Source organism: Actinoplanes nipponensis (assembly GCF_016862275.1).
GTDB classification, from domain to species: Bacteria; Actinomycetota; Actinomycetes; order Mycobacteriales; family Micromonosporaceae; genus Actinoplanes; species Actinoplanes nipponensis.
This window is the reverse complement of record NZ_BOMQ01000077.1, coordinates 1-25,051: the sequence shown is the minus strand read 5'-3', so window position 1 is coordinate 25,051 and position 25,051 is coordinate 1. Positions and strand designations below refer to the sequence as shown.

The 25,051-nt window shown below is 72.0% G+C and carries 26 protein-coding genes and 1 pseudogene; 18 read left to right on the top strand and 9 right to left on the bottom strand.

Translation table 11 applies throughout. From position 1 onward, the window contains the following. Positions 1–179: 179 nt before the first annotated feature. The 3 genes from Ani05nite_RS32185 to Ani05nite_RS32175 all read right to left on the bottom strand — a co-directional run bounded on the left by Ani05nite_RS32185 (position 180) and on the right by Ani05nite_RS32175 (position 5,376). On the bottom strand, positions 180–2,183 hold the full coding sequence (locus tag Ani05nite_RS32185; protein ID WP_239130846.1) for an acyltransferase family protein: 2,004 nt from the start codon (positions 2,181–2,183) through the stop codon (positions 180–182). A gap of 74 nt (positions 2,184–2,257) precedes the next feature. Continuing rightward, positions 2,258–3,505, bottom strand: a complete 1,248-nt coding sequence (locus Ani05nite_RS32180) for a nucleotide sugar dehydrogenase (RefSeq protein WP_203774642.1) — start codon at positions 3,503–3,505, stop codon at positions 2,258–2,260. Positions 3,506–3,534: 29 nt separating this feature from the next. After that, positions 3,535–5,376 (bottom strand): stealth family protein, encoded by a 1,842-nt coding sequence (locus tag Ani05nite_RS32175; RefSeq protein WP_239130844.1) that lies wholly within the window; start codon positions 5,374–5,376, stop codon positions 3,535–3,537. 277 nt (positions 5,377–5,653) lie between these two features. On the opposite strand from Ani05nite_RS32175, the gene Ani05nite_RS32170 reads away from it, so the two are divergent. The 4 genes from Ani05nite_RS32170 (at position 5,654) to Ani05nite_RS32155 (ending at position 9,307) form a co-directional block, all read left to right on the top strand. Further along, positions 5,654–5,893, top strand: a complete 240-nt coding sequence (locus tag Ani05nite_RS32170; protein ID WP_203774637.1) for a hypothetical protein — start codon at positions 5,654–5,656, stop codon at positions 5,891–5,893. A 64-nt stretch (positions 5,894–5,957) separates the two neighbouring features. After that, positions 5,958–7,520 carry a signal recognition particle protein gene (gene ffh / locus Ani05nite_RS32165; RefSeq protein WP_203774635.1) on the top strand — a complete coding sequence of 521 codons (1,563 nt, stop codon included), beginning with the start codon at positions 5,958–5,960 and terminating at the stop codon, positions 7,518–7,520. A 67-nt stretch (positions 7,521–7,587) separates the two neighbouring features. Then, a complete protein-coding gene (locus tag Ani05nite_RS32160; protein WP_203774633.1) occupies positions 7,588–8,205 on the top strand; it encodes a Uma2 family endonuclease in 618 nt (205 codons plus the stop codon). A 25-nt stretch (positions 8,206–8,230) separates the two neighbouring features. After that, positions 8,231–9,307: an amidohydrolase family protein gene (locus Ani05nite_RS32155; RefSeq protein ID WP_203774631.1), complete on the top strand. Its 1,077-nt coding sequence runs from the start codon at positions 8,231–8,233 to the stop codon at positions 9,305–9,307. Here the strand turns inward: Ani05nite_RS32155 and Ani05nite_RS32150 are convergent. Together Ani05nite_RS32150 and Ani05nite_RS32145 are read right to left on the bottom strand one after the other, a co-directional pair. Next, entirely contained in the window at positions 9,297–10,706 is a 1,410-nt protein-coding gene (locus Ani05nite_RS32150) for an outer membrane protein assembly factor BamB family protein (protein ID WP_203774630.1), read from the bottom strand. The genes Ani05nite_RS32155 and Ani05nite_RS32150 overlap by 11 nt on opposite strands. Next, positions 10,696–11,208 (bottom strand): SigE family RNA polymerase sigma factor, encoded by a 513-nt coding sequence (locus tag Ani05nite_RS32145; protein ID WP_203774629.1) that lies wholly within the window; start codon positions 11,206–11,208, stop codon positions 10,696–10,698. The genes Ani05nite_RS32150 and Ani05nite_RS32145 overlap by 11 nt, the downstream gene beginning before the upstream one ends. Before the next feature lie 76 nt (positions 11,209–11,284). Between Ani05nite_RS32145 and proS the strand changes: the two genes are divergently transcribed. From proS to Ani05nite_RS32080, 13 genes and pseudogenes are all read left to right on the top strand, one after another. Then, the gene (gene proS / locus Ani05nite_RS32140; protein ID WP_203774627.1) at positions 11,285–12,691 is read left to right on the top strand and encodes a proline--tRNA ligase; all 1,407 of its coding nucleotides are present in this window, start codon (positions 11,285–11,287) and stop codon (positions 12,689–12,691) included. Between the two features lie 2 nt (positions 12,692–12,693). Next, the gene (locus tag Ani05nite_RS32135) at positions 12,694–13,347 is read left to right on the top strand and encodes a ribonuclease FAU-1 family protein (RefSeq protein ID WP_203774626.1); all 654 of its coding nucleotides are present in this window, start codon (positions 12,694–12,696) and stop codon (positions 13,345–13,347) included. Positions 13,348–14,479: 1,132 nt separating this feature from the next. Next, positions 14,480–14,917, top strand: a pseudogene (gene rpsP, locus Ani05nite_RS32130) (30S ribosomal protein S16); the annotation flags it as partial. Between the two features lie 118 nt (positions 14,918–15,035). Then, entirely contained in the window at positions 15,036–15,293 is a 258-nt protein-coding gene (locus Ani05nite_RS32125; protein WP_023561857.1) for an RNA-binding protein, read from the top strand. 13 nt (positions 15,294–15,306) lie between these two features. Next, positions 15,307–15,873, top strand: coding sequence for a ribosome maturation factor RimM (rimM, locus tag Ani05nite_RS32120; RefSeq protein WP_203774792.1), 567 nt, complete (start codon positions 15,307–15,309; stop codon positions 15,871–15,873). Further along, positions 15,873–16,637 (top strand): tRNA (guanosine(37)-N1)-methyltransferase TrmD, encoded by a 765-nt coding sequence (gene trmD / locus Ani05nite_RS32115; protein ID WP_203774625.1) that lies wholly within the window; start codon positions 15,873–15,875, stop codon positions 16,635–16,637. The genes rimM and trmD overlap by 1 nt, the downstream gene beginning before the upstream one ends. Positions 16,638–16,767: 130 nt before the next feature. Continuing rightward, complete coding sequence (gene rplS / locus Ani05nite_RS32110; RefSeq protein ID WP_203774624.1) at positions 16,768–17,127, top strand: 50S ribosomal protein L19; 360 nt, start codon at positions 16,768–16,770, stop codon at positions 17,125–17,127. Between the two features lie 182 nt (positions 17,128–17,309). Then, positions 17,310–18,212 (top strand): signal peptidase I, encoded by a 903-nt coding sequence (gene lepB, locus Ani05nite_RS32105; protein ID WP_203774623.1) that lies wholly within the window; start codon positions 17,310–17,312, stop codon positions 18,210–18,212. Next, positions 18,209–18,859 carry a signal peptidase I gene (gene lepB, locus Ani05nite_RS32100; RefSeq protein WP_203774622.1) on the top strand — a complete coding sequence of 217 codons (651 nt, stop codon included), beginning with the start codon at positions 18,209–18,211 and terminating at the stop codon, positions 18,857–18,859. Before lepB (Ani05nite_RS32105) ends, lepB (Ani05nite_RS32100) begins: the two co-directional genes overlap by 4 nt. A 41-nt stretch (positions 18,860–18,900) precedes the next feature. Beyond that, positions 18,901–19,347 carry an NUDIX hydrolase gene (locus Ani05nite_RS32095; RefSeq protein WP_203774621.1) on the top strand — a complete coding sequence of 149 codons (447 nt, stop codon included), beginning with the start codon at positions 18,901–18,903 and terminating at the stop codon, positions 19,345–19,347. After that, positions 19,347–20,165, top strand: coding sequence for a ribonuclease HII (locus tag Ani05nite_RS32090; protein WP_203774620.1), 819 nt, complete (start codon positions 19,347–19,349; stop codon positions 20,163–20,165). Before Ani05nite_RS32095 ends, Ani05nite_RS32090 begins: the two co-directional genes overlap by 1 nt. Continuing rightward, on the top strand, positions 20,162–20,488 hold the full coding sequence (locus Ani05nite_RS32085) for a DUF2469 domain-containing protein (RefSeq protein WP_023561849.1): 327 nt from the start codon (positions 20,162–20,164) through the stop codon (positions 20,486–20,488). Before Ani05nite_RS32090 ends, Ani05nite_RS32085 begins: the two co-directional genes overlap by 4 nt. A gap of 133 nt (positions 20,489–20,621) precedes the next feature. Further along, positions 20,622–21,260 carry a murein hydrolase activator EnvC family protein gene (locus Ani05nite_RS32080; RefSeq protein WP_203774618.1) on the top strand — a complete coding sequence of 213 codons (639 nt, stop codon included), beginning with the start codon at positions 20,622–20,624 and terminating at the stop codon, positions 21,258–21,260. A 13-nt stretch (positions 21,261–21,273) separates the two neighbouring features. Here Ani05nite_RS32080 and Ani05nite_RS32075 read toward each other — a convergent pair whose 3' ends face one another. Together Ani05nite_RS32075 and Ani05nite_RS32070 are read right to left on the bottom strand one after the other, a co-directional pair. Further along, positions 21,274–22,461, bottom strand: coding sequence for an aminotransferase class V-fold PLP-dependent enzyme (locus tag Ani05nite_RS32075; RefSeq protein ID WP_203774616.1), 1,188 nt, complete (start codon positions 22,459–22,461; stop codon positions 21,274–21,276). A 114-nt stretch (positions 22,462–22,575) separates the two neighbouring features. Next, a complete protein-coding gene (locus tag Ani05nite_RS32070) occupies positions 22,576–23,493 on the bottom strand; it encodes a tyrosine recombinase XerC (RefSeq protein ID WP_203774614.1) in 918 nt (305 codons plus the stop codon). A gap of 40 nt (positions 23,494–23,533) precedes the next feature. Between Ani05nite_RS32070 and Ani05nite_RS32065 the strand changes: the two genes are divergently transcribed. Next, positions 23,534–24,064: a DUF6636 domain-containing protein gene (locus Ani05nite_RS32065; RefSeq protein WP_203774612.1), complete on the top strand. Its 531-nt coding sequence runs from the start codon at positions 23,534–23,536 to the stop codon at positions 24,062–24,064. A 15-nt stretch (positions 24,065–24,079) separates the two neighbouring features. Here the strand turns inward: Ani05nite_RS32065 and Ani05nite_RS32060 are convergent, their stop codons facing one another. Beyond that, positions 24,080–24,484, bottom strand: coding sequence for a winged helix-turn-helix domain-containing protein (locus tag Ani05nite_RS32060; RefSeq protein WP_203774610.1), 405 nt, complete (start codon positions 24,482–24,484; stop codon positions 24,080–24,082). 70 nt (positions 24,485–24,554) lie between these two features. Next, complete coding sequence (locus Ani05nite_RS32055) at positions 24,555–24,851, bottom strand: hypothetical protein (RefSeq protein WP_203774608.1); 297 nt, start codon at positions 24,849–24,851, stop codon at positions 24,555–24,557. Positions 24,852–25,051 lie beyond the last annotated feature (200 nt).

Sequence of the window (25,051 nt, the reverse complement as noted above, 5' to 3'; positions counted from 1 at the left end):
CACCGCCTGGACGCTTCGTTCGCCAGGTACGCCATTCCCTTCGGAGGTCCCGCAGGGTTCGCTGATGCCTGTTCAGGTGCCTTGGTGTGAGGGCTGGGTTGCCGCCCGGGTGCCTGCCGTACGCCCGTTGCGGCCGCGGGGCCGGCCGGGTGCGGAACGGGAGCGGAAGCGGCCGGTGATCACGGTTTCAGCTTCTCCGCGAGCAGCGGCGCCAGCAGCCGGCTGTACGCCGTGGTGATGTGGTGCTGGTCCTTGTAGACCAGCAGGTTGCCCACGATGACCGGGCAGGCCGTCGCGGTGCACAGCCAGGGCAGCGGGTCGATGACGGTCGCGCCCTCGGCCCGCGCCGCCCGGGTGATCAGGGCCCGGCGCGACCGGAACTGGACCGCGTCGGCCCGGCTGCGGGCGCACGCCGAGGGATCGTCGAGGTGTGCCGACAGGCAGTCGGGCACGTTGCGGGCCTGCCACGGGGTGTCGTTGACGTAGTAGACCTCGGTGCCGGGTCCCCGGACCGCGTCGATCGAGCGGCGCCAGGCGGCGGTCCAGGCGTCGTCCAGCGAGCCGGTCACGTCCAGCAGCGGTGAGTTCGGCATGGTCGAGGCCATCACGACCTTCGCCGGGCGCAGCGACCGGATGTAGCGCCAGGCCGACCGGCGCCACTGGACGCACTCGGTGAAGCGGCGCTTGAGGGCGTCCTCGTAGATCACCACGTCGGCCGCCGAGCAGGCGCTCTTGGTGACCACCACGAGCTTCCAGCGGCGGTCGAGGGCGATCTTCTCCAGCGCGGGGAACCAGTGGCCGGCGTGCGAGTCGCCGAACAGCACGACGGTGGTGGGCGAGGTCAGGTCGCCGTACGCGCACGGGGTCTTGACGCGCGGGTCGGCGAAGGCCGGGGAGCACTTGTCGGCGTACAGCCGCGGCTTGTCCTTGGCCGCCGCCGCGAGCGCCGGGGTGAGGTTGGCCGGGACGGCGGGCATCCCGGCGGCCAGGGCCAGGTTCTGCTGCAGCTTGGCCACGCCGGTCAGCGCCGGCGCCCGGTAGCCGGTGCCGCCGGTGTCGCCGACCAGGAGGGTGATCAGCACACACAGCCCGGCGGCGGTCAGCGACAGGGCCGCCCCGGCGCCCAGGCCGCGCCCGGGCCGGTCGCGCAGGACGGCGAGGTGCCGGGCCGGGTTCTCCACGAGCGCGTACGTCAGCGCGGCCAGCACCAGCGCCCCGGTGGCGACCAGGATGTTCTCCGCGGTGCTGAGCGGGCGGCCGGCCGCGAACGGGGCGATGAGCAGCACCGGCCAGTGCCACAGGTACCAGGAGTACGAGAGCCGGCCGATGACCTGGAGCGCCGGCAGGCCCAGCGGCCCGGCCGGGCGGGCGCAGCCACCGGCGATGACCGCCGCGGTGCCGAGCACGGGCAGCAGCGCGGCGTACCCGGGGAACGGCGTCGCCGCGGTGAAGCTGAGCGCCGCCACCACGATGGCCGCGAGCCCGCTGCCGACCAGCAGCTTGGCCGGCAGCGGCGGCATGTGCCGCAGCCGCGCGGCCCCGACGGCGAGCAGGGCCCCCGCGCCGAGCTCCCAGGCGCGGGTGTGCGCCCCGAAGTACGCCCACCCGGCGTTGTGCTGCGTCTGCCACACCGACACCGCCAGCGACACGGCGGTGAGCGCCGCCAGCACCCCGGTCAGCCCGCGGCCCCCGCGGCGTACGACCAGGAGCAGCAGCAGCGGCCACACCAGGTAGAACTGCTCCTCCACGGCCAGCGACCAGAAGTGCTGCAGCGGCGAGGGGGCGGCGTCCGCGCTCAGGTAGTCGGTGCCGATGGCGGCCAGCCGCCAGTTCATCGCGTAGACCGAGGTGTGCAGCGCGTCCGAGACGATCTCGGAGAGCCGCAGCGGCGGCAGCCACAGCGCCGACGCGGCCACGGTCGCGACCATCACCAGGGTCGAGGCGGGCAGCAGCCGCAGCGCCCGCCGCGCGTAGAACCGGGGGATCGACACGCGGCCGGTGCGCTGCGCCTCGCGCAGCAGCAGCCCGGTGATGAGGAAGCCGGAGATGACGAAGAAGACGTCGACGCCGATGTAGCCGCCCCCGAGGAACGGCAGACCGCAGTGGTACGCGACCACCAGCAGCACCGCGACGGCCCGCAGCCCCTCGATGTCCCGCCGGTGCCGGGCCGGTTCCGGTGCCACGGTCAGCCCCGGAGTGGTCCCGGTGGACCGGTGCCGCCGGGGCGCGGGCGTGACCGGCGCGGTGGAGGTCCCGGTCACAGCCGGTGGGCCTGGTCGCCGTGGGTCACGCCCCGGGTGTCGAAGAACCGCTTGGCGATCCCGGCCAGGTGGTCGGCGTCGTACTCGCGGTGGTGCTGCACCAGGATCACCAGGTCGGCGGCCGCGGCGGCGCCCTCCAGGTCGTCGGTGCGGGGCACGCTCCACTGCTGCACGTACGGGTCGTGGAAGGTCACCTTCGCGCCGAGCGCGATGAGCTGCCGCGCCAGCGGGGTGGCCGGCGACTCCCGCTGGTCGGCGATGTTCGGCTTGTACGTGACCCCGAGCAGCAGCACCCGCGCCCCGTGCACGGCCTGCCCGTCGGCGTTGAGCAGGTTCTGCGCCCGCCGGGCCACGTACGCCGGCATCGTCGCGTTGATCTCCTGGGCCAGCTCCACGAACCGGAACGGGTAGCCCAGCTTGCTGCGCACGTTGTGGCTCAGGTAGTTCGGGTCGATCGGGATGCAGTGCCCGCCGACGCCGGGGCCGGGGTAGAACGCCTGGAAGCCGAACGGCTTGGTGGACGCGGCGTGGATGACGTCCCACAGGTCGATGCCGAGCTCGTGGCAGAACCGGGCCATCTCGTTGACCAGCGCGATGTTGACGTGCCGGTACGTGTTCTCCAGCAGCTTGGCCGTCTCGGCCTCGCGGGTGCCGCGGGTACGTACCACCGTGTCGACGAAGCGCCCGTAGAACGCGGCCACCCGTTCGGTGCACGCGCCGGTGTACCCGCCGACCACCTTGGGGGTGTTGCGCGGGCCGAAGGTCTCGTTGCCCGGGTCGATCCGCTCCGGGGAGAACGCCAGGTGGAAGTCGCGCCCGGCGACCAGGCCGGAGAGCCGCTCCAGCAGCGGGCGGACCACGTCGTCGGTGGTGCCCGGGTAGGTCGTCGATTCGAGCACCACCAGCATGCCCGGGCGCAGGTTGCGCCCGATCGCCTCGGCGGCGCCGGTGACGGCGCGCAGGTCCGGCCCGTCGCCCTCGGACAGCGGCGTCGGCACGCAGATCACCGCCACGTCCGCGGTGGCGATCAGGGTCTCGTCCACGGTGGTCCGGAATCCGCTGGCGACCATCTCGGCCACGTCGGCGTCGGACAGGTCGTCGACGTGCGAGCGGCCCTCGCCCAGCGCCGTGACGACCGCCGGGTTGACGTCGTAGCCGAGCACGGACAGGCCGGCCCGGAGGGCCTGCTGGGCCAGGGGCAGGCCGACGTAGCCGAGGCCCAGGATGACGGCGTCGTAGCTCACGGGAATGGGTCTCCTTGGTCGGACGCCGGTCAGGCGACGGGCGTGTTGGTGGAGGTCTGTTCTCCGGTGCCGCGGTCGTGCTGTGCGGGCAGGGCGCCCGCGGCGCCGTGCCCGGCGCGGGCCGGCTGGCGGCCCGGCCGGGTGGGGGGCGCCGGCGGCGCCGAGGTGGCGGGCCGTGGCGAGCTCAGCTCGTACGGCGAGACGAACGGCAGGTACGCGGGCAGGAAATCGGCCAGCATGGCCTCCTGCTCGGCCGCCACGGCCGGGTCGGAGTCGATGTCGTTGAGGCAGAACGCGTCGAGGTTGCGGTGCCGCAGCAGGTCGGCCAGCTTGAACGGGGTCACCGGCGCGGCCAGGTCGGTGTAGCGGAACCGGATCGTGCCCGGCACCGCGCGCCCGGTCAGGTAGGCGTAGTACTGCTGCAGCGACGACAGCAGGGAGATGTCGTCGGGGTGGCGGAACTGGTGGGCGGCGGTCGCCTCGACGTACTCGGCGAAGCGCTCCTCGATCTCGGCGATGACGCTGCGCCGCGACGGGTGCGGGGTGTGTTTCATCTTGCGGGTCAGCACCCGGCCGAAGGCGTTGCGGATCAGCTCGCGGTTGTTCTTGCCGGCCGAGTCGGCCGGCGGGTCGGTGGGGCTGCGCGGCGCGGCGTCGACCAGCGCGGTCGAGGGGAAGAAGCGGGTCAGCCCGCCCGGGGTGAAGAACAGCTCCGGGCCCACCGGGCGGCCCAGGAAGACGTCGTCGTTGAGGTAGAGGAAGTGCTCGCTGAGCCCGGGGATGCGGTGCAGCCGGGACTCGATGGCCTGCGAGTTGAACGTCGGCAGCGTGCCGGTGTGGCCGAAGATCTCCTTGTGGCTGACCACGGTGATCCGCGGGTGGGCGGTGTCCAGCCAGGCCGGCACCTGGTCGTCGGTGACCAGGAAGACGTGCCGGATCCAGGGGGCGAAGCAGTGCAGCGCGCGCAGCGAGTAGCGCAGCTCGTCGCGGGAGGTGTACCGGGAGTCGTTGTTGGCCAGCTTGCTGGCGTCGTGCAGCCAGGGGTTGGCGGCCAGCGCGGCGGCCTTGCGGGCCTGCCAGGCCGGGTCGCTGCCGTCGACCCAGGTGTAGACCGCGTCGATCGGGAAGCTGATCCGGTCCAGGCTGGGCGTCGTGAAGATCTCCCGGGTCCGGTAGCGGGCCGGGTCGTCGGGCGCGCTGAACGCGCCGAAGGCGGACTCGTCGGCCCGGACCACCGGCTCGCCGGCCGGGATGACGTCGGCGATCGGGTTGGCCCGCGGCCCGGTCAGCGTGCCGTCCCGCTGCCGCCAGAACTCGATCTCGCACCCGAGGTCGGGGCCGAGCAGCATGCTGCCGCCGGGGTCGGTGACCGGCCAGCAGACCCGCAGCACGTCCGCGGTGCGGCGCGCCCGGCGGCCCTGGTGCCCGCTCGGCCGGACGACCTGGAGCACCCCGGCGCCGGCCGCGGTGAGCTCCTCCAGCAGGCGGACCACCAGCGCCCGGTGCTGCACCGGTACGGCCACAGCGGTGTGCAGCAGCGCGCGGGTCGGCACCCGGAACCAGTCGACGCCGGCCGCGTCCAGGGCGGTGATGACGCGGTCGAGGTTCTGCCGCCGTACCGCGGCCGGGCTGGCCGCCGGGTCGCGGCGCGCGGTGACCCAGCCGCGCCCGGCGCGGACCCGCATCGTCGGCGCCTCCGTCGGGGTGTGCATCAGCGGCAGCCGGGGTGGCGCGGACAGGTGCACGATCCGGCGGGCCATACCGAGGCGCTGCTCGGGCGCGACGTGCGGCAGGACCCGGTGCTGGACCGTGCTGAGGATGCGCGCCCGGATTCCCCAGGGCGCCAATCGCAGGATCCGCCGCAGGGGCACGCCGTAGTCCTTCCGCCGGATGTTCGTCGGGGCCGATGTCGGCCGCCCGGTTCCTCGTGCCTCAACGGCGCGATTCATCAGAAGGTTGCGGTCGATATCGGCTTTTCGGACATCTGTGCTATGTCAGAAGTTGCGCCTGTTAACTGCGGTATACGCGATTTGCGCAGGTGGCGCGGCGGAATGCCGCCCGGCCACCCCTACGGGTCCGCCCCGATGCGCCCGCTTGCGTGGGCGAGGCATGGTGGACGACGGGTCGGTACTTCTCGGGGAGGCTGAGATGGGTAAAGCAATCGCGTACCTGGTGGCGACGATCGCCGGCGTCATCGTGGTGGGCTGGGTGGCGATCCAGCTGCTGCACGTGCTGGTCGGCGCGCTGGCGTACCTGATCGTCGGCGCGATCGTGGTCGGCGGCGGGGTCTATCTGTACGGCCGGGCCAAGCGCTCGCTGGCCCCGGGCACCCGCAACCAGCGGCGGATCGAGGCGGCGGCGAAGACGTACCGGATGCGCAACCGGTGAGCGTGCGGGCGGGCGGCTAGGCTTGCGGTCATCTCCTCACCTCTGACCAACGGGAAGTTGCGCCGTGTTTGACACCTTGAGCGACCGCCTCTCCGGGATCTTCACCAAGCTCCGCGGCAAGGGCAAGCTCACCGACGCCGACATCGACGCCACCGCGCGCGAGATCCGTCTCGCGCTGCTCGAGGCGGACGTCGCGCTGCCGGTGGTCAAGTCGTTCATCGCCAATCTGAAGGAACGGGCCCGCGGCGCCGAGGTGTCGCAGGCGCTCAACCCGGCCCAGCAGATCATCAAGATCGTCCACGAGGAGCTCATCACCGTCCTCGGCGGCGAGGGCCGGCGGCTGCAGTTCGCCAAGCAGCCGCCCACGGTGATCATGCTGGCCGGCCTGCAGGGCTCCGGTAAGACCACGCTGGCCGGCAAGCTGTCGCGCTGGCTCAAGGGCCAGAACCACCAGGTCCTGCTGGTCGCCTGCGACCTGCAGCGCCCCAACGCGGTCAACCAGCTCCAGGTCCTCGGCGGCCGGGCCGGCGTCGACGTGTACGCCCCGGAGCCGGGCAACGGCGTCGGCAACCCGGTCCAGGTGGCCAAGGACTCGATCGAGCACGCCCGGCGGACGGCGAAGGACATCGTCATCGTCGACACCGCCGGCCGCCTCGGCATCGACACCGAGATGATGCAGCAGGCCCGCGACATCCGCGACGCCGTCGACCCGGACGAGGTCATCTTCGTCATCGACGCGATGGTCGGCCAGGATGCGGTCACCACCGCCGAGGCGTTCCGCGACGGCGTGGGCATCACCGGCGTGGTCCTGTCCAAGCTCGACGGCGACGCCCGCGGCGGCGCGGCGCTGTCCGTGCGGCACGTCACCGGCGAGCCGATCCTGTTCGCGTCCACGGGCGAGAAGCTCGAGGACTTCGACGTCTTCCACCCCGACCGGATGGCCAGCCGCATCCTCGGCATGGGCGACGTGCTGACCCTCATCGAGCAGGCCGAGCAGGCCTTCGACGAGGATCAGAAGGAGAAGATGACCTCCAAGCTGCTCGGTGGCGAGCAGTTCACCCTGGAGGACTTCCTCGACCAGCTCATCGCCGTGCGCCGGATGGGACCGATCGCCAACGTGCTGGCCATGATGCCCGGCATGGGCCAGATGAAGGACCAGATCGCCGAGCTCGACGACAGCCACTTCGACCGGGTCACCGCGATCATCCGCTCGATGACCCCGGGCGAGCGCACCAACCCGAAGATCATCAACGGCTCCCGCCGCGCCCGCATCGCCAACGGCTCCGGCGTGACGGTGATGGACGTCAACCAGCTGCTCAACCGCTTCACCGACGCGCAGAAGATGATGAAGCAGATGGGCGGCATGATGGGGCTGCCGGGCGGCGGGCGCCGCAAGGCCACCAAGAGCCCGAAGAACAAGCGCAAGGGCACCAAGGGTGGCAACCGGCCCCGGGTGGGCGGGATGCCCGCCGGGTTCCCGGGCGGGATGCCGCAGCTGCCGCCGGGGATGGACCCGGGGGCGCTGGGGGGCGGGCCGGGGCAGGGGCTGCCGCCGGGCTTCAAGCTGCCGAAGATCGACTTCAACAAGCTCCAGAACCCCAAGAAGCCCGGCGACGACAAGCGCTGATATCGGGCACACGACAACTAGTCACGGAGCTAGTATGGTGAACGGTGAACCCCTCAAGGAGAAGCCGATGACCATTTCCGTGCCCTTGGGCTCGCTCTCGCCGGGCGAGCTTGATCTGCTGCGCCGAGACGACCTGACCGTCGACGACATCGTGGAGCTCCCCGAGGATCTTCACTATGAGTTGATCGACGGAAGGCTCGTCTTGACCCCCTTGGCCCTTCCCCTCCACCAGCTTCTCAGCATGAGAGTCGGCAGCGCGATCGAGGAGCACTGTCCCGACGAATTCATCATCAATATCGAGCAGGCGATCCTGATCGACGGGCACAACGAGCTGCGCCCGGACGTCGTGCTCATCCGCGAGGAAGGCGCCGGCTGCTCCCCGGTGCTGCCGGGCGACGTGCCGCTCGTCGTCGAGGTCGTCTCCAAATCGTCCAAGCGGCACGACCGCGAGCTCAAGCTGACGAAGTACGCCGAGGTGGGCATCCCGTCCTACTGGATCATCGATCCGCTGGCCGAGCGTGTGACGTTCACGCAGTACTGCCTGGGATCCGACGGGGCGTACCGGAGCGAGCTCCAGACGGCCGAGGTCGTCACCGTCGACCGGCCCTGGGAGGTCACCCTGGACCTCCCGGCGTGGACCCGCAAACGTGATCGCCTTCGCGAGGTCGCCCGCCGGGACAGGTGAGCCGTTGATCGGGTAGGACTTACCCATGGCGTTGCATGTGCGTGGGGTTCTGCTGCCCGATGACGAGGTCCGCGATCTCTGGCTGGTCGGTGACCGGGTCACCCTCGAGCCGGTCACCGGCGCCGACACCATCAGCGACGGCGGCTACGTCGTCCCCGGCCTGGTCGACGCGCACTGCCACCTCGGCATCCAGTACGGCGCCAAGCCCATCGAGCACCTCGACCAGGCCCGCGAGCTGGCCCGCACCGACCGGGACGCCGGCGTGCTGGCCCTGCGCGACGCCGGCTCGCCGTACCCCTATCCCGAGCTCGACGACGAGCCCGGCATCCCCCGCCTGGTCCGCGCCGGCCGGCACGTCGCCCCCACCCGGCGCTACCTGCGCGACATCGGCATCGAGGTCGACGCCGCCGACGTCGTCGCCACCGTCACCGCCCAGGCCAAGGCCGGCACCGGCTGGGTCAAGCTGGTCGGCGACTGGATCGACCGGTCGGTCGGCGACCTCGCGCCCTCCTGGGACCCCGCCACCATGGCCGCGGCCGTGGAGGCCGCCCACGCCGCGGGCGTCCGGGCCGCCGTGCACACGTTCTCCGAGGAGGGCGTCGCGCAGATGGTCCGGGCCGGCGTCGACTCCGTCGAGCATGGCACCGGGCTGTCGCTGGACCTGATCGACGAGATGGCCCGCCGCGGCACCGCGCTGGTGCCCACGATGATCCAGATCCGCACCTTCGGCGGCATCGCCGAGCAGGCCCGGGCCAAGTTCCCCGCGTACGCCGACCACATGCTCGCCCTGCGCGACGGCTTCCCTGAGGTGGTGACGTCCGCGCACGAGGCCGGCGTGCCGATCTACGTGGGCACCGACGCGGGCGGCAGCGTCCGGCACGGGCTGGCCGCCGAGGAGATGCTGCTGCTGCACGAGGCCGGCATCCCCGCCGCCGACGTGCTCGCCGCCGCCTCCTGGCGGGCCCGGGAGTGGCTGGGCTTCCCCGGGCTGGTCGAGGGCGGCCTCGCCGACCTGGTGGTCTACGACGCCGACCCCCGCCGCGACCTGCGGGTGGTCCGCGCCCCGCGCCGGATCGTGCTGCGCGGCGCCGTCATCCGGTGAGGCGCCAGATCCGCAGGCTGGTGATCACCGGGCAGGCCAGCCGTTCCGGGGTCGTGACGCAGGCGTCCGATGCCGGTGGCGCGTCGCCGAGCACCGTGACCTTCCCGTCCGGCATCGACACCTTGCTGACCGGGCCGTCCTGGAAGGTGGGCAGCAGGAGCAGCGTGTCCGCGTCGAGCCAGTCGACCGAGGCCGCCGACGTCGTCCACACCCGCCGGCCGTCGCGGTCATAGATCACCCGGTCGCCCTCGGGCCCGGCGATGAGCGTGTAGCCGGGCACCGTGGCGGCGTAGGCGCCATCGGGTGCGGGCACCTGCCACACCTGCCGGCCGGTGGCCCGGTCCAGCACCGTCACGGTCGCCTCGCCGCCGCGGTCCTGGTCGGACACGCAGACCCGCTGGTCCCCGCACGCCTGCAGCATCTCCACCTCGTGACCGGCCGACCCGGTCCGGACGACCGTCGACCCGCCGCGCGCGGAACTCAGGTCGGTCATGCGGATCCGGTAGCCCCGGTTGTCGCAGCACTCGTGCTCGTCGTTGTAGAGCCGGTCGCCGTAGGCGAGGAACGTGCGGGGGTCCTTGTCCGGCGGGACGGAGACCACCGTGTGCCGCAGGGCGCCGGTGGCGATGTCGCGGACCTGCACCTTGCCGGCCGCGGTGACCTGGACCAGCCGGTCGTCGGTGAAGGTGATCGGCCGGCCCAGCACCAGGGCCCAGTTCTCGTCCCGGTACGTGCCGAGCGTGCGTACCGGGCGGTCGGCCGGCGGGGGCAGCTCCCAGCGCTTCGCCCCGGTGGCCCAGTCCAACGACTCGGTGCGGCCGGTCGCCGCCGACATCAGGACCAGCCCGGAGGTGTGCGGAACGAGGTCGTCCCGGGCGTCGATCGGCACCGACCAGCGCTGCCGGCCGTCGGCCGGGTCGAAGAAGTACAGGGTGCTGTCCGGGCTGACGCCGTTCGCGTGGCCGAGCACCACCACCACACCCGGCGCGACCGCGCTGACATTGCGCAGCGTGTCGGTGCGCCGGCCGATCTCCCGGACCGGCCAGGCGCGGGCGCCGGTGCTCAGCTCGGCGGCGGTCATTCTGATCCGGCCGTCGAGGGTCTGCCACGCGGTGTAGAGCCGGCCGTCGGCGCCCACGGCGCTGGACGACCGGGCCTGACCGCCGAACTCGATCGGCGAACCGACCGGCGCCAGCACCGGCGCCGCCTCGTGCTCCTGCCGGTGGAGGGCCGCACCCGTGCCGGCGGCGACCAGGCAGACCGCCGCGGCCGCGGCGACCAGGGCCCGGGTACGGGTGCGCTGCCGCCCCCGCTGCCGGGCGCTGCCGGCCGTCGCCAGCGGGATGGTGTCCGCGTGCCGGCCGAGCGTGGCGAACAGGTCGTCGAGGTCAACGGGCATGGCCGGCTCCCTTGCGTGCTGGTGCTTCCGGCTTCAGGTCACCGAGGGTCGCGGCCAGCCCGGCCCGGCCCCGGGCCAGCCAGGACTTGACCGTGCCGGAGGAGGCGCCGGTCTCGGCCGCGATCTCGCCCACCGACCGGTCGAGCAGGTAGTACAGGGTCAGCGCCCGGCGGTGCGCGGGCGGCAGCGTACGCATCGCGCGGACCAGCAGCACGGTGTCCTCCGAAGGCGGCGCGGCCGGTGCCGGCGGGGGATCGGCGGCGGCCCGGGACCGGCGTACGCCCAGCCGCCGCCACCGGTCCGCGGACAGCCGGTTGACGACCAGCCGCAGCCAGGCCTCCGGATCCTCGTAGCCCGACAACCGGCGCCAGCGCTGCCAGGCCCGCGCGTACGCCTCCTGCACCAGGTCCTGCGCCTCGGCCGGGTCGCCGGTGAGGCCGTACGCGTACCGGACCAGCCGCCGGGACGTGTCCCGGTAGAAACTGTCGAAGTCGTCGGTCATCGCCACCGCCCCTCGCAGAAGGACACGGGACGGCCGCCCGGCCGGTTGCGGAGCGGTCGCACTAGGATGCTGCCTCATGGCTCGCGTGCTCACTCCCCGTGCGGAGGACTTCCCCCGCTGGTACCAGGACCTCATCGCCAAGGCGCAGCTCGCCGACAACGGCCCGGTGCGCGGGACGATGGTGATCCGGCCGGCCGGCTACGCCATCTGGGAACACATGCAGGCCGACATGGACCGCCGGATCAAGGAGGCGGGCGCGCAGAACGCGTACTTCCCGCTTTTCATCCCGGAGAGCTACCTGCGCCGCGAGGCCGAGCACGTCGAGGGCTTCTCGCCGGAGCTGGCCGTGGTCACCCACGCGGGCGGCAAGCAGCTCGCCGAGCCGCTGGTGGTCCGCCCGACCAGCGAGACGGTCATCGGCGAGTTCATGGCCAAGTGGGTCGACTCCTACCGTGACCTGCCGCTGCTGCTGAACCAGTGGGCCAACATCGTGCGCTGGGAGCTGCGGCCGCGCACGTTCCTGCGCACCACCGAGTTCCTCTGGCAGGAGGGGCACACCGCGCACGCCACGTTCGAGGACGCGCAGAACTACGCCCGCGAGATTCACAAGCACGTGTACGAGGAATTCATGGTCAACATGCTGGCCATCCCGGTCGTACCCGGTCGCAAGACCAAGGGCGAGCGGTTCGCCGGCGCGACCAACACCATGACCGTCGAGGCCATGATGGGCGACACCAAGGCGCTGCAGATGGGCACCTCGCACGAGCTGGGCCAGAACTTCGCCAAGGCGTTCGACATCACGTACTCGTCGGCGGCCGGCAAGGTCGAGCACGCCTGGACCACGTCCTGGGGCACCTCCACCCGGATGATGGGCGGGCTGATCATGGTGCACGGCGACGACAACGGCCTGCGCCTGCCGCCGCGCATCGCGCCGATCCAGGCCCAGGTCATGGTGGTCAAGGCCGGCGAGGGCGTCATGGAGGCCGCGGCGAAGCTGGCCGACGAGCTCAAGGCCGCCGGCGTACGGGTCAAGCTCGACGGCCGGGCCGACATCCCGTTCGGCCGCCGGGCGGTCGACGCGGAGCTCCAGGGCATTCCGGTACGCATCGAGGTGGGCCCGCGCGACCTGGCGGCCGGCAACGCCGTGGTGGCCCGCCGCATCGACGGCACCAAGTCGCCGGTGGCGCTGGCCGACGTCGCGCGTACGGTGGCCGACGCCCTGACGACCGACCAGCAGCGCATGTACGACGACGCGCTGGCGTTCCGCGAGGCCAACACGGTCGAGGTGAAGACGCTGGGCGACGCGATCGAAGCGGCGCAGACCGGCTGGGCCCGGGTGCCGTGGTCCGCGGTCGGCACCGACGGCGAGGCCGAGGCGAACGGCAAGGCGGTGACGGTGCGCTGCCTGTTCCGCGAGGACGGCACGATGCCCGACACCGACGACGAGCCCGACCTGGTCGCGATCCTGGCCCGGTCCTACTGACCGTGCGCTTCGCCCCGGGCCGCGAGGTCCTCTACCGCAACATCGACGGCCCCCGGCTGGCCTCCGTACGCCCCTGCCGGGTGGTCTCGGACGACGACCGCGGGCTGCTGCTCTGGCTGGCCCGCGGCTCGGCGGTGGTGATCCAGGTGGCGGCGGACGGCCGCGGCATCCGCGACATGCCGTTCGCCGAGTGGATCGGCCTGCCCACGACCATCGTCCCGGACACCTGGCAGGGCCCGGGCCTGCTCAAGTTCATCCCGCCGGACGCGGACCACTCGGTCTGGTTCTTCCGCGACGACCAGGGCGCCTTCACCGGCTGGTACGTGAACCTGGAGGAACGGGCGCTGCGCTGGGACGACGGCACGGTCGCCGGGGTGGACGTGATCGACCAGGACCTGGACGTGGTGGTCCGGCCCGACCGCAGCTGGCAGTGGAAGGACGAGGACGAGTTCACCGAACGCCTCGCCTTCCCGGACCACTACTGGGTCCACGACGAGGCCGCGGTCCGGGCCGAGGGGCTGCGGGTGATCAAGCTGATCGAGGCGGGGGAGTTCCCCTTCGACGGCACGTGGACCGACTACCGGCCGGACCCTTCCTGGCCGGTGCGGGGGGCTCTTCCGGCGGGATGGGATCGGGCTGCCGTGCCTCGGCTCTGAGGCTCTCCCGGTGAGGTCGTTCCTACCTCCAAGCCTGCCAGCGGCTGGTTTGTGGCGGCGGTGGTGTGGGTGCGCTGGGTTGGGCGCTATGGCCGTTGGCTGAATCTTTTGCGGGTGTGGCCGGGGGTTTGAGCCCTCGGGGGTGGCGTGGTGTCGGTGCGTCCGGGTTGCACCCGGCTTCTTGGCGTCGAGTGCCTGCCCATGCTGCTCGTCAGCTCGTCAGCTCCGAGCCGTTGAGCGGCTGGGTAGCCGGCCCCTCAGCGTTGAGCGCCCCAGCGAATGGCGTTTTGTCCTGTCCTGCGCGGTCGGTTCGGGCGTTTGGGCGCGATCTTGTGGCGTGGTTGACGTTGAAGGGGGCTTGCTGCCACAAGATCGGCGGGCGGCGGGCGGCGGGCGGCGGGCAGCGGGCAGCGGGCAGCGGTTATTAGGTCGCTCGGCGACCTGAGGCGATCTTGTTGCGTGCTGAGCGCGGGTGGGGGTTCGCTGTCACAAGGTCGGTGGCGGCGGCCAGCGACCGACGACGACCGACGGCGACCGGCGACCGGCGACCGGCGACCGACGGTCGCCGACCGCCGAGCAGCGGTTGGCGGTTGGCGGGTAGTGCGAGCAGCGGTTGGCGGTTGGCGGGTAGTGGTTGTCGCCGGCGGTGACGTGGGGCAATCTTGTGGCGTCTACGGCGCGGAAGTGGGCTCGTTGCCACAAGATCCGCGCTGGTCGGTGTCGGTGGCCGGTGGCCAGTGGTTGGTAGCGCCGCCGGTTCGGTGGCGTTTGGGGCGATCTTGTGGCGTCGTTGACGCCGAATGGGGCTTGCTGCCACAAGATCGGTGACGGCGAGCGGCGCCGGCGAGAGGCGACCGCCCCGGGGGCGGGAGCGACGGTCAGTACCCTGCACCCAGGCACGACATCCAGAGTTTGATCTTGATTTGGCCGGCCTGGCCGGACCCGATTGGGATCACCCCGGCCGCTCTGGCAGAATGGACGGGTCCGGCGTGCGTGAGGTGCCCTCTAACTCCTCCACGTGCCGCCAGTCCTCGAGGCATCGGTCCCATATCCCCACGTGGGTTCCGTTCTCTCACCCACGTACCGGCTCCCAGGCGGGCCGGTCGTCATCGCAACAGGAGCGAACAAGACCGTGGCCGTAAAGATCCGGCTCCTGCGGATGGGCAAGATCCGCAACCCGCAGTACCGCATCGTCGTCGCCGACTCGCGCACCAAGCGTGACGGCCGCGCCATCGAGTACGTCGGTATCTACCAGCCCAAGGAAGACCCCTCGATCATCGAGGTCAAGTCGGAGCGGGTGCAGTACTGGCTCTCGGTCGGCGCGCAGCCGAGCGAGGCCGTGCAGCGTCTCCTCGAGAAGACCGGCGACTGGCAGCAGTTCAAGGGCCTGCCGGCCCCGCCGCCGCTGCTGGTGAAGGCCGAGAAGGTCAGCCGCCTGGCGACCTACGAGGCCGAGGCCAAGGCGGCTGCGGGTGTCGCCGACGCGCCGGCCGCCAAGCCGGCGAAGAAGGCCGCCAAGGCGACCGAGAAGGCTGCCGACAAGGCCGCTGACAAGACCGCCGACAAGGCTGCCGAGAAGACCCCGGCCGCGCCGGAGGTTGCCGAGACCCGGCCGAGCGACACCAAGGCCGTCGACCCGGCCGAGCCGAACCGTGAGGCTGTCGCCGCTGACGCGAAGGACCCGGCCGGTGCCGGCGCCGACGCGAACTGACGGGGCGCTCCGGCCTGCGCTGGAGCACCTCGTCAAGGGCATCGTCGACAACCCGGACGACGTCCGGGTCCGGCTGGTCGACTCGCGCCGCGGCAAGCGGCTCGAGGTGCGCGTGCACCCCGAGGACCTGGGAACGGTCATCGGGCGGGGCGGGCGTACGGCCAAGGCGCTGCGGCAGGTCATCGGCTCGATCGGTGGGCGCGGCATCCGCGTCGACATCGTCGACGCGTACTGAGCTGCGCCTGATGCTGCTGGTCGTCGGTCAGATCGGAAAGCCCCACGGGATCCGTGGGGAAGTGCTCGTGACGGTACGAACCGATGATCCAGAGGCGAGATTCGCCGCCGGGTCGGCGTTCACCACGGAGGTCCCCCGGGACCGCCGGGTGAGCGCCGGTCCGGCGGCTGCCGCCGTGCCCGGGGTCGCCTACCAGGTGCCGGCCAAGCTGGTGCTGGAGCAGATCCGCTGGCACCAGGGCAAGGGCATCGCCCAGTTCGAGGGCGTCATCGACCGCAACACCGCCGAGGCGTTGCGCGGCGTGCTGCTGCAGGTCGACAGCTCCGAGATCGCCGATCCGGACGATCCGGACGAGTTCAACGACCACCAGCTCGCCGGGCTGTCCGTGGAGTCGGTCGACGGCACCGTGCTGGGCACGGTCGACCGGATCGACCACGCGCCCTCCTCCGACCTGCTCGTGCTGAAGAAGGCCGCCGGGGGCACCGCGCTCATCCCGTTCGTGAGCCAGATGGTGCCGACCGTCGACCTGGCCGGCGGCCGAGTGATCGTCGACCTGCCCGAGGGTCTGCTCGACCTCTGATGCGCGTCGACGTCGTTTCCATCTTCCCGGAGTATTTCGCTCCGCTGGAGCTGTCGCTGATCGGCAAGGCCCGCGGCGCCGGCCTGCTCGACCTGGCTGTGCACGACCTGCGCACCTGGACCTCCGACGTGCACCGCACGGTCGACGACAGCCCGTACGGCGGCGGCCCCGGCATGGTCATGCGTCCCGAGCCGTGGGCGGCGGCGCTGGACGCCGTGGCCCGCCCCGGGTCGGTCCTCGTGGTGCCCTCGCCAGTCGGTGAGCCGTTCACCCAGGCGGACGCGCACGAGCTCGCCGCGCTCGACCACCTGATCTTCGCCTGCGGCCGGTACGAGGGCATCGACCAGCGGGTGCTCGACGACGCCGCGGACCGGATGCCGGTGCGCGAGGTCTCCCTCGGCGACTACGTGCTGTTCGGCGGCGAGGTCGCGGTCATCGTGATCATGGAAGCGGTCACCCGCCTGCTGCCCGGCGTGCTGGGCAACGCGGAGTCGCTGACCGAGGAGTCGCACGCGGCCGGGCTGCTCGAGGCGCCGGTCTACACCAAGCCCGCCGTGTGGCGGGAGCGGGCGGTGCCCGAGGTGCTCCGCTCGGGCGATCACGGCCGGATCGCGCGCTGGCGGCGTACGGAATCCCTGCTGCGCACCGCCACCCGGCGCCCGGACCTGTTCGCGGCCTATCCGGGTGAGCTGCTCGACAAGAAGGACCGCGCCGCCCTCGCGGAGGCCGGATTTCAGATCCCGCCCCCGGGTGTGGCAAAGTAGTGAGGTTGCCGTTCGCGCCCCACGCCGTGGCCGGCCGGACGAGGACCCCTGGCGCGGACGCCGGCGGGTCAGAATCACCCAATCGCGCATCGAACTCCCGGTGCGCTTTGAGTACGACGAGGATGCAGCGATGAACACGCTGGACCAGCTCGACGCCCAGTCGCGGCGCACCGACATCCCCGACTTCCGGGCCGGTGACACCGTCAAGGTGCACGTCCGGGTCGTCGAGGGCAACCGCTCCCGCGTCCAGATCTTCCAGGGCGTCGTGATCAGCCGCCAGGGTGGCGGGCTGCGCGAGACCTTCAAGGTTCGCAAGATCAGCTTCGGCGTCGGCGTCGAGCGCACATACCCGATCAACAGCCCGCAGCTCGACCGCATCGAGGTCGTGACCCGCGGCGACGTGCGTCGCGCCAAGCTCTACTACCTGCGTGAGCTCCGGGGCAAGAAGGCCAAGATCAAGGAGCTGCGCGAGAAGCAGACGGTCAGCTGAACCCGTCGCCGGTCCGGGCCGTATTCACTCGGACTGACGTTTGCTGCGTGAGCGCACTACGCTTGCGTCAGTGACGGATGGGAATCAGTAGGACCATTCGCACTACCGCCCGCCCGTCCTCGCCAGGGGACTCCGGGCGGTAGTGCTGTATCCGGGGCGGTTCGACCGGACGGCGGCGGGAGATGCGAAGCGTGGAACCGATGCAGGGGTATCGACCCTCCCCCTCCGGACGTCGTCGCGGGCGAATGATCCGGCGTAAGGAGATGCCCCTCTGGCAGGAGCTGCCGTTGCTGCTGGTGGTGGCGTTCTGCCTGGCCGTGCTGATCCGCACGTTCCTGGTGCAGGCCTTCTACATCCCGTCGGGCTCGATGGAGAACACCCTCGCGATCAAGGACCGGGTCCTGGTCAACAAGGTCGTCTACGACATGCGCGACCCGCTGCGCGGCGAGATCGTGGTCTTCCGCGGCACCGACAACTGGGCGCCCGAGCAGCCAGCCGAGCCGATCAGCAACACCTTCGGCGCCAAGCTCGGCCGGACCGTCGGCGACCTCGTGGGGGTCAGTCGTCCGGGGGAACGCGACTTCATCAAACGGGTGATCGGGCTGCCGGGCGACAAGATCGCCTGTTGCGACGACCAGGGCCGGATCACGGTCAACGGCGAGCCGATCGACGAGCCGTACATCTTCGAGAATTCGCCGCTGGACGCGCCGCCGAATCCGCGGCAGTGCACCAGCCGCCGGTTCGCCGAGGTGACCGTTCCCGCGGGTGAGATGTTCGTCATGGGCGACCACCGCCTGGTGTCCCAGGACGCCCGCTGCCAGGGGCCGGTGCCCATCGACAACATCATCGGCCGGGCCTTCGTGGTGGTCTGGCCGACCAGCCACTTCACCAGCCTTTCCGTGCCGGACAACTGGAAGGCGTACGCGGCCGCGCACCCGATCGCCGCCCCACCCGCCGGTGAAAATCCGCGACCCGCCCCGGATCCGGCCACGGCTGCCGTTATGCTGCCGTTCCTCTTAAGTGTCGGCGTATCCGCGCGTTCCGGACTGTGGTGGCGGCCCCGGCAACGTAGGCTCCGATCGTGATTGACGAGCACACCGAGTCGAAGCGCTCCGGTTCCTTCTGGCGCGAGCTGCCGATCCTGCTGGGAGTGGCGATCCTGGTCGCCGTCCTGGTGCGCTTCTTCGTCCTGCAGACCTTCTACATCCCGTCGCCCTCGATGGAGCACACGCTCAACGTCTGGGACAGGGTGCTGGTCAACAAGCTGGTCTACGACTTCCGCGAGCCCCGCCGCGGCGAGATCGTGGTCTTCCGCGCCCCGACCGACTGGCAGAGCGGCACCGAGGGCGAGGACTTCATCAAGCGCATCATCGGCGTCGGCGGCGACCACGTGGTCTGCTGCGACGACCAGGAACGCCTGGTGATCAACGGACATTCGCTGGACGAGCCGTTCATCTACACCGACGCCGACGGCCAGCAGGACCCGGCGGCCGACGAGAAGTTCGACATCACCGTGCCGGCCGGGCGCCTCTGGGTCATGGGCGACCACCGGTCCGCCTCCGGCGACTCGCTGGAGCACTGGGAACAGACCCAGGACATCCAGGCGGCGACCATCCGGAACGACTCGATCGTCGGCCGGGCGTTCACGATCTTCTGGCCGGTGTCCCGCGCGACCTGGCTCTCCGTACCCAAGGAGTTCGACGGCGTCCCGGACGCCGCACCCGCCAACTGACCCGGCATCAAGATCGACCACCGGCGCAATAGGCTGGGGGCGTGACGTTCATCGACCGCCGGGCCGCCCGGGTGCTTCTCATCGATGCCGCCGAGCGCGTCGTGCTGCTGCACGGCGGTGATCCGGCCCGCGCCGACCAGCACTGGTGGTTCACCCCCGGCGGCGGCCTGGCCGACGGTGAGACGCCGGTCCAGGGGGCGGCGCGCGAGCTGTGGGAGGAGACCGGGCTGCGGGTCGACCCGGCCGAGCTGGGCGAGCCGGTGCACCACGAGACCACCGAGTTCAGCTACGACAACCGGCAGTACCGGCAGACCCAGGACTTCTTCCTGCTGCGGGTCGGCGAATGGCAGGTCGACACCGCCGGCTTCGACGCCGCGGAGCAGCAGACCATCACCGCGCACCGCTGGTGGTCGCTCGCCGAGCTGGACGCCTCGACCGAGCAGATCTTCCCGCTCGGGCTCGCCGACCTGCTGCGGAAGGTCCTCTGATGCTCAGTCCGCCCCGCACGGTGGTGCGCCGCGAAGGCGGCCTCTACGCCCTGGAACGGGCGCTGCAACGACGCGGCTTCCGGCACGTCGCCGGGGCCGACGAGGCCGGGCGCGGCGCCTGCGCCGGCCCGCTGGTCGCCGCCGCGGCGATCCTGCCCGAGGGCAAGCGCGGCGAGATCGACGAGCTGGCCGACTCCAAGCTGCTCACGGCGGCCGCCCGGGAACGGGTCTACGCCGAGGTGGTGACGCGGGCGCTGGCCTGGTCGGTGGTGATCGTCCCGCCGGCGGAGGTGGACGGCCGCGGCCTGCACGTGTGCAACCTGGCGGCGATGCGCCGCGCGCTCGCGTCGCTCACGACCCGGCCCGAGTACGTCCTGACCGACGGTTTCCCGGTCGACGGGCTGGGCGCACCGGGTCTCGCGGTCTGGAAGGGCGACCGGGTCGCGGCCTGCGTGGCGGCGGCCAGCGTGCTGGCCAAGGTCACCCGGGACCGGCTGATGGTGGAGCTGGACGGCCGGTTCCCGGACTACGGTTTCGCGGTGCACAAGGGCTACATCACCGACGAGCACAGCGCGGCGCTGACCCGCCACGGTCCCTGCGTGGAACACCGGTTCTCGTACGTGAACGTGGCAGCCGTCTCGGGCCGCGGCAACCGGCCGCCCCGCGCCCGCCGGCCGGCGAATCCGTCCCGGGTCGACGCCGAGCCGCTGATGCTCTGGCCAGCAGTGGAGGGTACCGTCGGCGTGGCGTCGGGCGAGCAGCCTCGGCCGCCGGTGCCGGTGGGGGAAGATGAGGCCATGGAGGGCGAGAAGCGATGAGCGCAGAGGATCTCGAGAAGTACGAGACCGAGATGGAGCTGCAGCTCTACCGGGAGTACCGCGACATCGTCCGACAGTTCTCGTACGTGGTGGAGACGGAACGCCGGTTCTACCTGGCGAACCAGGTGGACCTGCACGTCCGCAACTCCGACGGCGAGGTCTACTTCGAGGTCGAGATGCACGACGCGTGGGTCTGGGACATGTACAGGCCGGCGCGCTTCGTCAAGAACGTCCGCGTGATGACCTTCAAGGACGTCAACGTGGAGGAACTCGAGAAGCCGGACATCTCGCTTCCGGACGAGGCGGGCTTCGGGGGGAGCTAGGCCGCCGGGTTCATCGGGCTGCCGGGCTCATCCGGCTGTCCGGCCATCCGCTTGTCCACAGGCGGTGGAGTGGCGGGACGGTTGTCCACAGGGTGGGGCGCGGCCGGGGGCGGTAGGGAGCACCATGCCTCGCATGGTGCTCTTTCTTGTGGCGTTGATCGTGGGCCTGGGTCCTCTGCCCGGGCCGGCCGGGGCGGTCGCCGGGTCCGGTGGGTTCTTCCGTGGAGTCACATCGGGCTCCCATCCGCTTCCCGGGTTTTCCTCGCGTCCGCGTGCTGAGCCTTTCTCGCCTTCGCGTGTCGGCGTGTCCCTGTGGGTCGGCCGGCCGGCGGCTGGGCCGAATGCGGCTTCTCGGCGGGCCGGCGGCGCGTTCGGTTGGCCGGTCGGTGGCGCGCGGGTGGTGCGGCGGTTCGACCCGCCGGCCCGCCCGTGGCTGGCCGGGCACCGCGGCGCGGACCTGGCCGCCACCCCCGGAGCGGTGATCCGGGCCGCGGGCGCGGGCACGGTCGTCTTCGCCGGGCGGATAGCGGGACGCGGCGTCGTCAGCGTGGCCCATGCCGGCGGCCTGCGCACCACCTATGAGCCGCTGCTGGTGGCCGACCGGCATCCCGGCGACGCCGTGGCCGCGGGCGAGCAGATCGGCACGCTGGCGACCGGCCACCCCGGCTGTCCCGTCGCCGCCTGCCTGCACTGGGGGCTGCGCCGCGGCGCCGACTACCTCGATCCCCTCACGCTGCTCGGCCTCGGCCGGGTGCGCCTGCTGCCGCTGTGAGCCCGCGCCGGTGTCAGCGCAGCGAGGCCAGCAGGTGGGGAAGCCGCTCGGCCAGCGTCTCGTACTCCTCGGGCCGGTTGTAGACCTGGCCGCTGAGCCGCAGCCAGCCCCGGCCGCCCCAGGCGTTCACCGCCACCTCGGTCGCCAGCTTGTCGCTGATCTGCTGGCGCAACGCGTGGGCCTCCGGCTGGGTGGTGGCCACGCCCGAGGGCAGCGGCACGATCCGCATGGCGGCCTCGGCAGCGCCGGGGTCCGGCAGGTCGGTGGGCGCCAGGCCGAGGCCCGCACCTACAACCCGCTGACCGTACGCCGCGAGCGCCGCGTTGTGGCTCCGCACCGCCTCCACCCCCAGGGTGCGCAGGGTGAAGAGCCCGGCCGGCGCCGCCAGCCACGGCGAGTAGTCCATGGTGCCCTGGGACTCGACCGACAGCGGGAAGCCGGTGTCGTGTTCCCAGGACACGACCAGCGGCTCGATCCGGCGGCGCCAGGCGGGGGCCACGGTGAGCAGCGCGGTGCCACGCGGGGCGAAGGCCCACTTGTGCAGGTTGCCCACCCAGAAGTCGGCGCCGAGCCGGTCGACCCGTACCGGGACCATGCCGGGGACGTGCGCGGCGTCGACCAGCACCGGGATGTCGTGCTCCCGGGCGGCGGCGGCGATCTCCCGCACCGGCAGCACCTTCGCGGTCGGGGAGGTGATCTGGTCGACGATCAGCAGCTTGGTCTTGCCGGGCCGCAACGCCCCGCGGATCCGGGACACGACCTCGGTGTCGGAGGCGTCGAGGGGCAGGGCGACCGTCCGCGCGCTGGCCCCGTCCCGCCGGCACTGCCGCCGGACGGCGATCGCGTTGGCGCCGTAGCCGTGGTCGGTCAGCAGCACCTCATCGCCGGAGGTGAGCCGCACCGACTGCAGCACCAGCGAGACCGCGGTGGTGGCGTTCGGCAGCAGGGCGCTGCCGTCGGGGTCGGCGCCGAGGAAGTGCGCGAGATGCCGTCGGGTATGGACGATGCGGTCGGTCAGCCCGGGCGAGGCGAAGAACGCCATCGGGTTGCGCTCGACCTCGTCGCGCAGCCGCTGCTGGGTGCGCTGCACACCGATCGGCACGGCGCCGAACGAGCCGTGGTTGAGGTAGGCGGTGGCGGGATCGAGGGAGAAGAGGAGCCGCGCTCCCGGGATGGGCGGGGGCGGATCTCCGGCGCTCACGCCCTGATCGTACGTGGTGCCCGCGGGTCCGTCGCAGCCGTTGCGGACAAGGGCGGTGCTCGCGGTCCCGGCGGGTGCGGGCCTGCTCGCGGTCGTCTCGGTTCCGGCGGGAGGTCAGGCGCGGGGATGGGCCTGCCGGAAGGCCGCGCGGAGGCGTTCGGTCGAGACGTGGGTGTAGATCTGGGTGCTCGACAGCGAGGAGTGGCCCAGCAGGTCCTGCACGGCCCGCAGGTCCGCGCCGCCGTCCAGCAGGTGCGTGGCCGCCGAGTGGCGAAGGTCATGCGGGCTCGTGTGCGGCAGGCCCGCGGCCTGGGCGGCGGCGGCCACGATCCGCCGGACCACCGTCTGCTGCAGCCGGCCGCCACGGGCGCCCAGGAAGAGGGCGTCGCCGCTGCCGGGCCGGACCAGAGCCGGCCGGCCGTGCCGCAGCCAGTCGTCGAGGGCCTTCTCGGCGGGAATGCCGTAGGGAACCACGCGTTCCTTGGCGCCCTTGCCGAAGACCCGCACCACCCGGCGGCCCGCGTCCAGGTCGGCGGTGTCGAGTCCGCAGAGCTCGCTGACCCGTACCCCGGTCGCGTAGAGCAGCTCCAGGACCGCTCGGTCGCGTACCGCGTGAGGGTCGGCCGTCGTGACGACCAGGTCCGCCGCCTGATCGGCGCGCAACACCGACGGCAGATCGCGGTGCGCCCGCGGGCTGGCCAGCTGCGCGCCGGCGTCGGCCGGGCAGAGCCCGGACCGGTGCGCCCAGGCGGTGAAGGTGCGGGCCGCGGCGGCGCGACGAGCCTGAGAGGTACGCGCGGCGCCGCCGGTCATCCGCCGGGCGAGCCAGCCGCGCAGCACCGTGATGTCCAGGTCGGCCGGGGCGGCGCAGCCGGCGGTCGCGGCGTGGTCGAGCAGCGACACGACATCACCGACGTACGCCCGCACGGTGTGCGCCGAACGGTTGTCCACCCGGGCGAGATGGACCGCGAAGTCGTCGACCGCCGAGCGCATCGCCGGCGGCAGCGACTCATGGACGTCCCGAGTGCTCATCGTTGCTCCACGCCTCTATCATTCCGCCTTTGGAGGTGACATGGCAGCAGCACGCGGATGGGCCGGGCTGTGCGGGGCGATCGCGACGGCGGTCTCCCTGACGGCGTGCTCGGCACCGTCGAACTCGCCGTCACCCACCACGCCGCCGACCGCCACCAACGCGGCCCTCGGTGACGCTCCGCCGACGGCAGCCGCGTCACCGTCGCGCTCCGTGACCCCGCCCAAGGAGGTCAGCGCGGCCAACTTCGTGTCGCCGTCCGGGAACATCGGCTGCTACCTGGACGACGACGGAGCGCGCTGCGACATCGTCCGGCGGAACTGGCAACCGCCGCCGGCGCCGGCCGACTGCGACCTCGACTGGGGCGGGGGAGTCGCGGTCGCCCGGACGGGGGAGGCGTCGTTCACCTGCGCGGGGGACACGGTGCTGGGCGGGAAGGAGATCCTGGCGTACGGGAAGGCGTTGCGGGCGGGTGACTTCACTTGCAGCAGCGACAGCCGGGCTATGCGTTGTGAGAGCGGGAAGAGCGGTCACGGCTTCACGCTGGCGATCGAGCAGTACAACCTCTTCTGAGTCCTCCCAGGCGGCTCAGGGGCGGGTGAGTTGGACGCGGTCGGCCGGGTGCACCGTGGTGCTGCCGTCGGTCGCCGTGATCACGAGCACCGGGACGCCCTCGGCCAGGCGGTAGGTGCGGCGTTCGGCGTCGGTCGGCATGCGGGCCGACACGCGTTCGCCGCGGCCCAACGTGACGAGCTCCGCCCGCTCCGGGACGCGAACGAACGTCCCGCGGGGCCGGTCGACCGTCACGAGACCCTCCGTGCGCAGCTGACCGATGGCCTGACGCACGGTGGTGCGGCTGAGCCCGTACTCCTGGGCCAGCCGCAACTCGCTGGGCAACGGCCGACCGGGCGCGAGCTCACCCGACTGGATCTGGTCCCGCAACAGATCGGCGAGCTGACGGAACACCGCCCGGTCGGCCGAGAGATCGATCATGGCTTCCACCGTACGTGCTCACCACGGCCCCGGCACCGGAGCACGGGAGGGCCGGAGAGATCAGCAGCAGTCAATCACCGTCCGAGAAGTCCTCGGCCTCGACGGCAAGGCCGGCGGCGCTGGGCCGCACCCAGGAGAGGAAGCGCTCGTAGAGGTCGGGCGGTGGGGCTTCGCCGTGAGCGGTGAGGTCGTTCAACGCCTCGCACATGTAGGACGACATGTAGACCGTCAAACTCGACGGATGCCGTCGGAATTCGTTGAGCAGCTCGCCCTTCGCATGCGCGCACGGCCACGGCCGAGCACAGACCAGACAGTCCCATGAGGGCCGGTCGCCGAGGTGGTGGGTCTTCTGCCGGACGCTCACCATGAGCGGCCGCGACCCGCCCGGTAGGCCTGGGCCGGCGTCAGGCCGCCTGCGCGACCTACCTGGGAGAGGAGAACCGTGGGGGCTGCCCAGTCGGGGGTTTGGTGGTGAGGGGTGCTCTGGGGTGGGCGGGGTGGGTTGGTGTTGGTGGAGGGGTTTTGTGCGTGGGCGGGTGATTGGGGGGTGGTTGCGGCGGGGGCGCT

Excerpts from the sequence above, each read along its gene's own strand:
- Ani05nite_RS32150 (WP_203774630.1), bottom strand. The coding sequence starts at position 10,706 with ATGCCCGTTGACCTCGACGACCTGTTCGCCACGCTCGGCCGGCACGCG.
- lepB (WP_203774623.1), top strand. The coding sequence starts at position 17,310 with ATGCGAAGCGTGGAACCGATGCAGGGGTATCGACCCTCCCCCTCCGGA.
- Ani05nite_RS32065 (WP_203774612.1), top strand. The coding sequence starts at position 23,534 with ATGGCAGCAGCACGCGGATGGGCCGGGCTGTGCGGGGCGATCGCGACG.
- Ani05nite_RS32060 (WP_203774610.1), bottom strand. The coding sequence starts at position 24,484 with ATGATCGATCTCTCGGCCGACCGGGCGGTGTTCCGTCAGCTCGCCGAT.
- Ani05nite_RS32080 (WP_203774618.1), top strand. The coding sequence starts at position 20,622 with ATGGTGCTCTTTCTTGTGGCGTTGATCGTGGGCCTGGGTCCTCTGCCC.
- proS (WP_203774627.1), top strand. The coding sequence starts at position 11,285 with ATGGCTCGCGTGCTCACTCCCCGTGCGGAGGACTTCCCCCGCTGGTAC.
- Ani05nite_RS32085 (WP_023561849.1), top strand. The coding sequence starts at position 20,162 with ATGAGCGCAGAGGATCTCGAGAAGTACGAGACCGAGATGGAGCTGCAG.
- Ani05nite_RS32055 (WP_203774608.1), bottom strand. The coding sequence starts at position 24,851 with ATGGTGAGCGTCCGGCAGAAGACCCACCACCTCGGCGACCGGCCCTCA.
- Ani05nite_RS32070 (WP_203774614.1), bottom strand. The coding sequence starts at position 23,493 with ATGAGCACTCGGGACGTCCATGAGTCGCTGCCGCCGGCGATGCGCTCG.
- Ani05nite_RS32160 (WP_203774633.1), top strand. The coding sequence starts at position 7,588 with ATGACCATTTCCGTGCCCTTGGGCTCGCTCTCGCCGGGCGAGCTTGAT.
- trmD (WP_203774625.1), top strand. The coding sequence starts at position 15,873 with ATGCGCGTCGACGTCGTTTCCATCTTCCCGGAGTATTTCGCTCCGCTG.
- rplS (WP_203774624.1), top strand. The coding sequence starts at position 16,768 with ATGAACACGCTGGACCAGCTCGACGCCCAGTCGCGGCGCACCGACATC.
- Ani05nite_RS32090 (WP_203774620.1), top strand. The coding sequence starts at position 19,347 with ATGCTCAGTCCGCCCCGCACGGTGGTGCGCCGCGAAGGCGGCCTCTAC.
- Ani05nite_RS32155 (WP_203774631.1), top strand. The coding sequence starts at position 8,231 with ATGGCGTTGCATGTGCGTGGGGTTCTGCTGCCCGATGACGAGGTCCGC.
- Ani05nite_RS32145 (WP_203774629.1), bottom strand. The coding sequence starts at position 11,208 with ATGACCGACGACTTCGACAGTTTCTACCGGGACACGTCCCGGCGGCTG.
- Ani05nite_RS32170 (WP_203774637.1), top strand. The coding sequence starts at position 5,654 with ATGGGTAAAGCAATCGCGTACCTGGTGGCGACGATCGCCGGCGTCATC.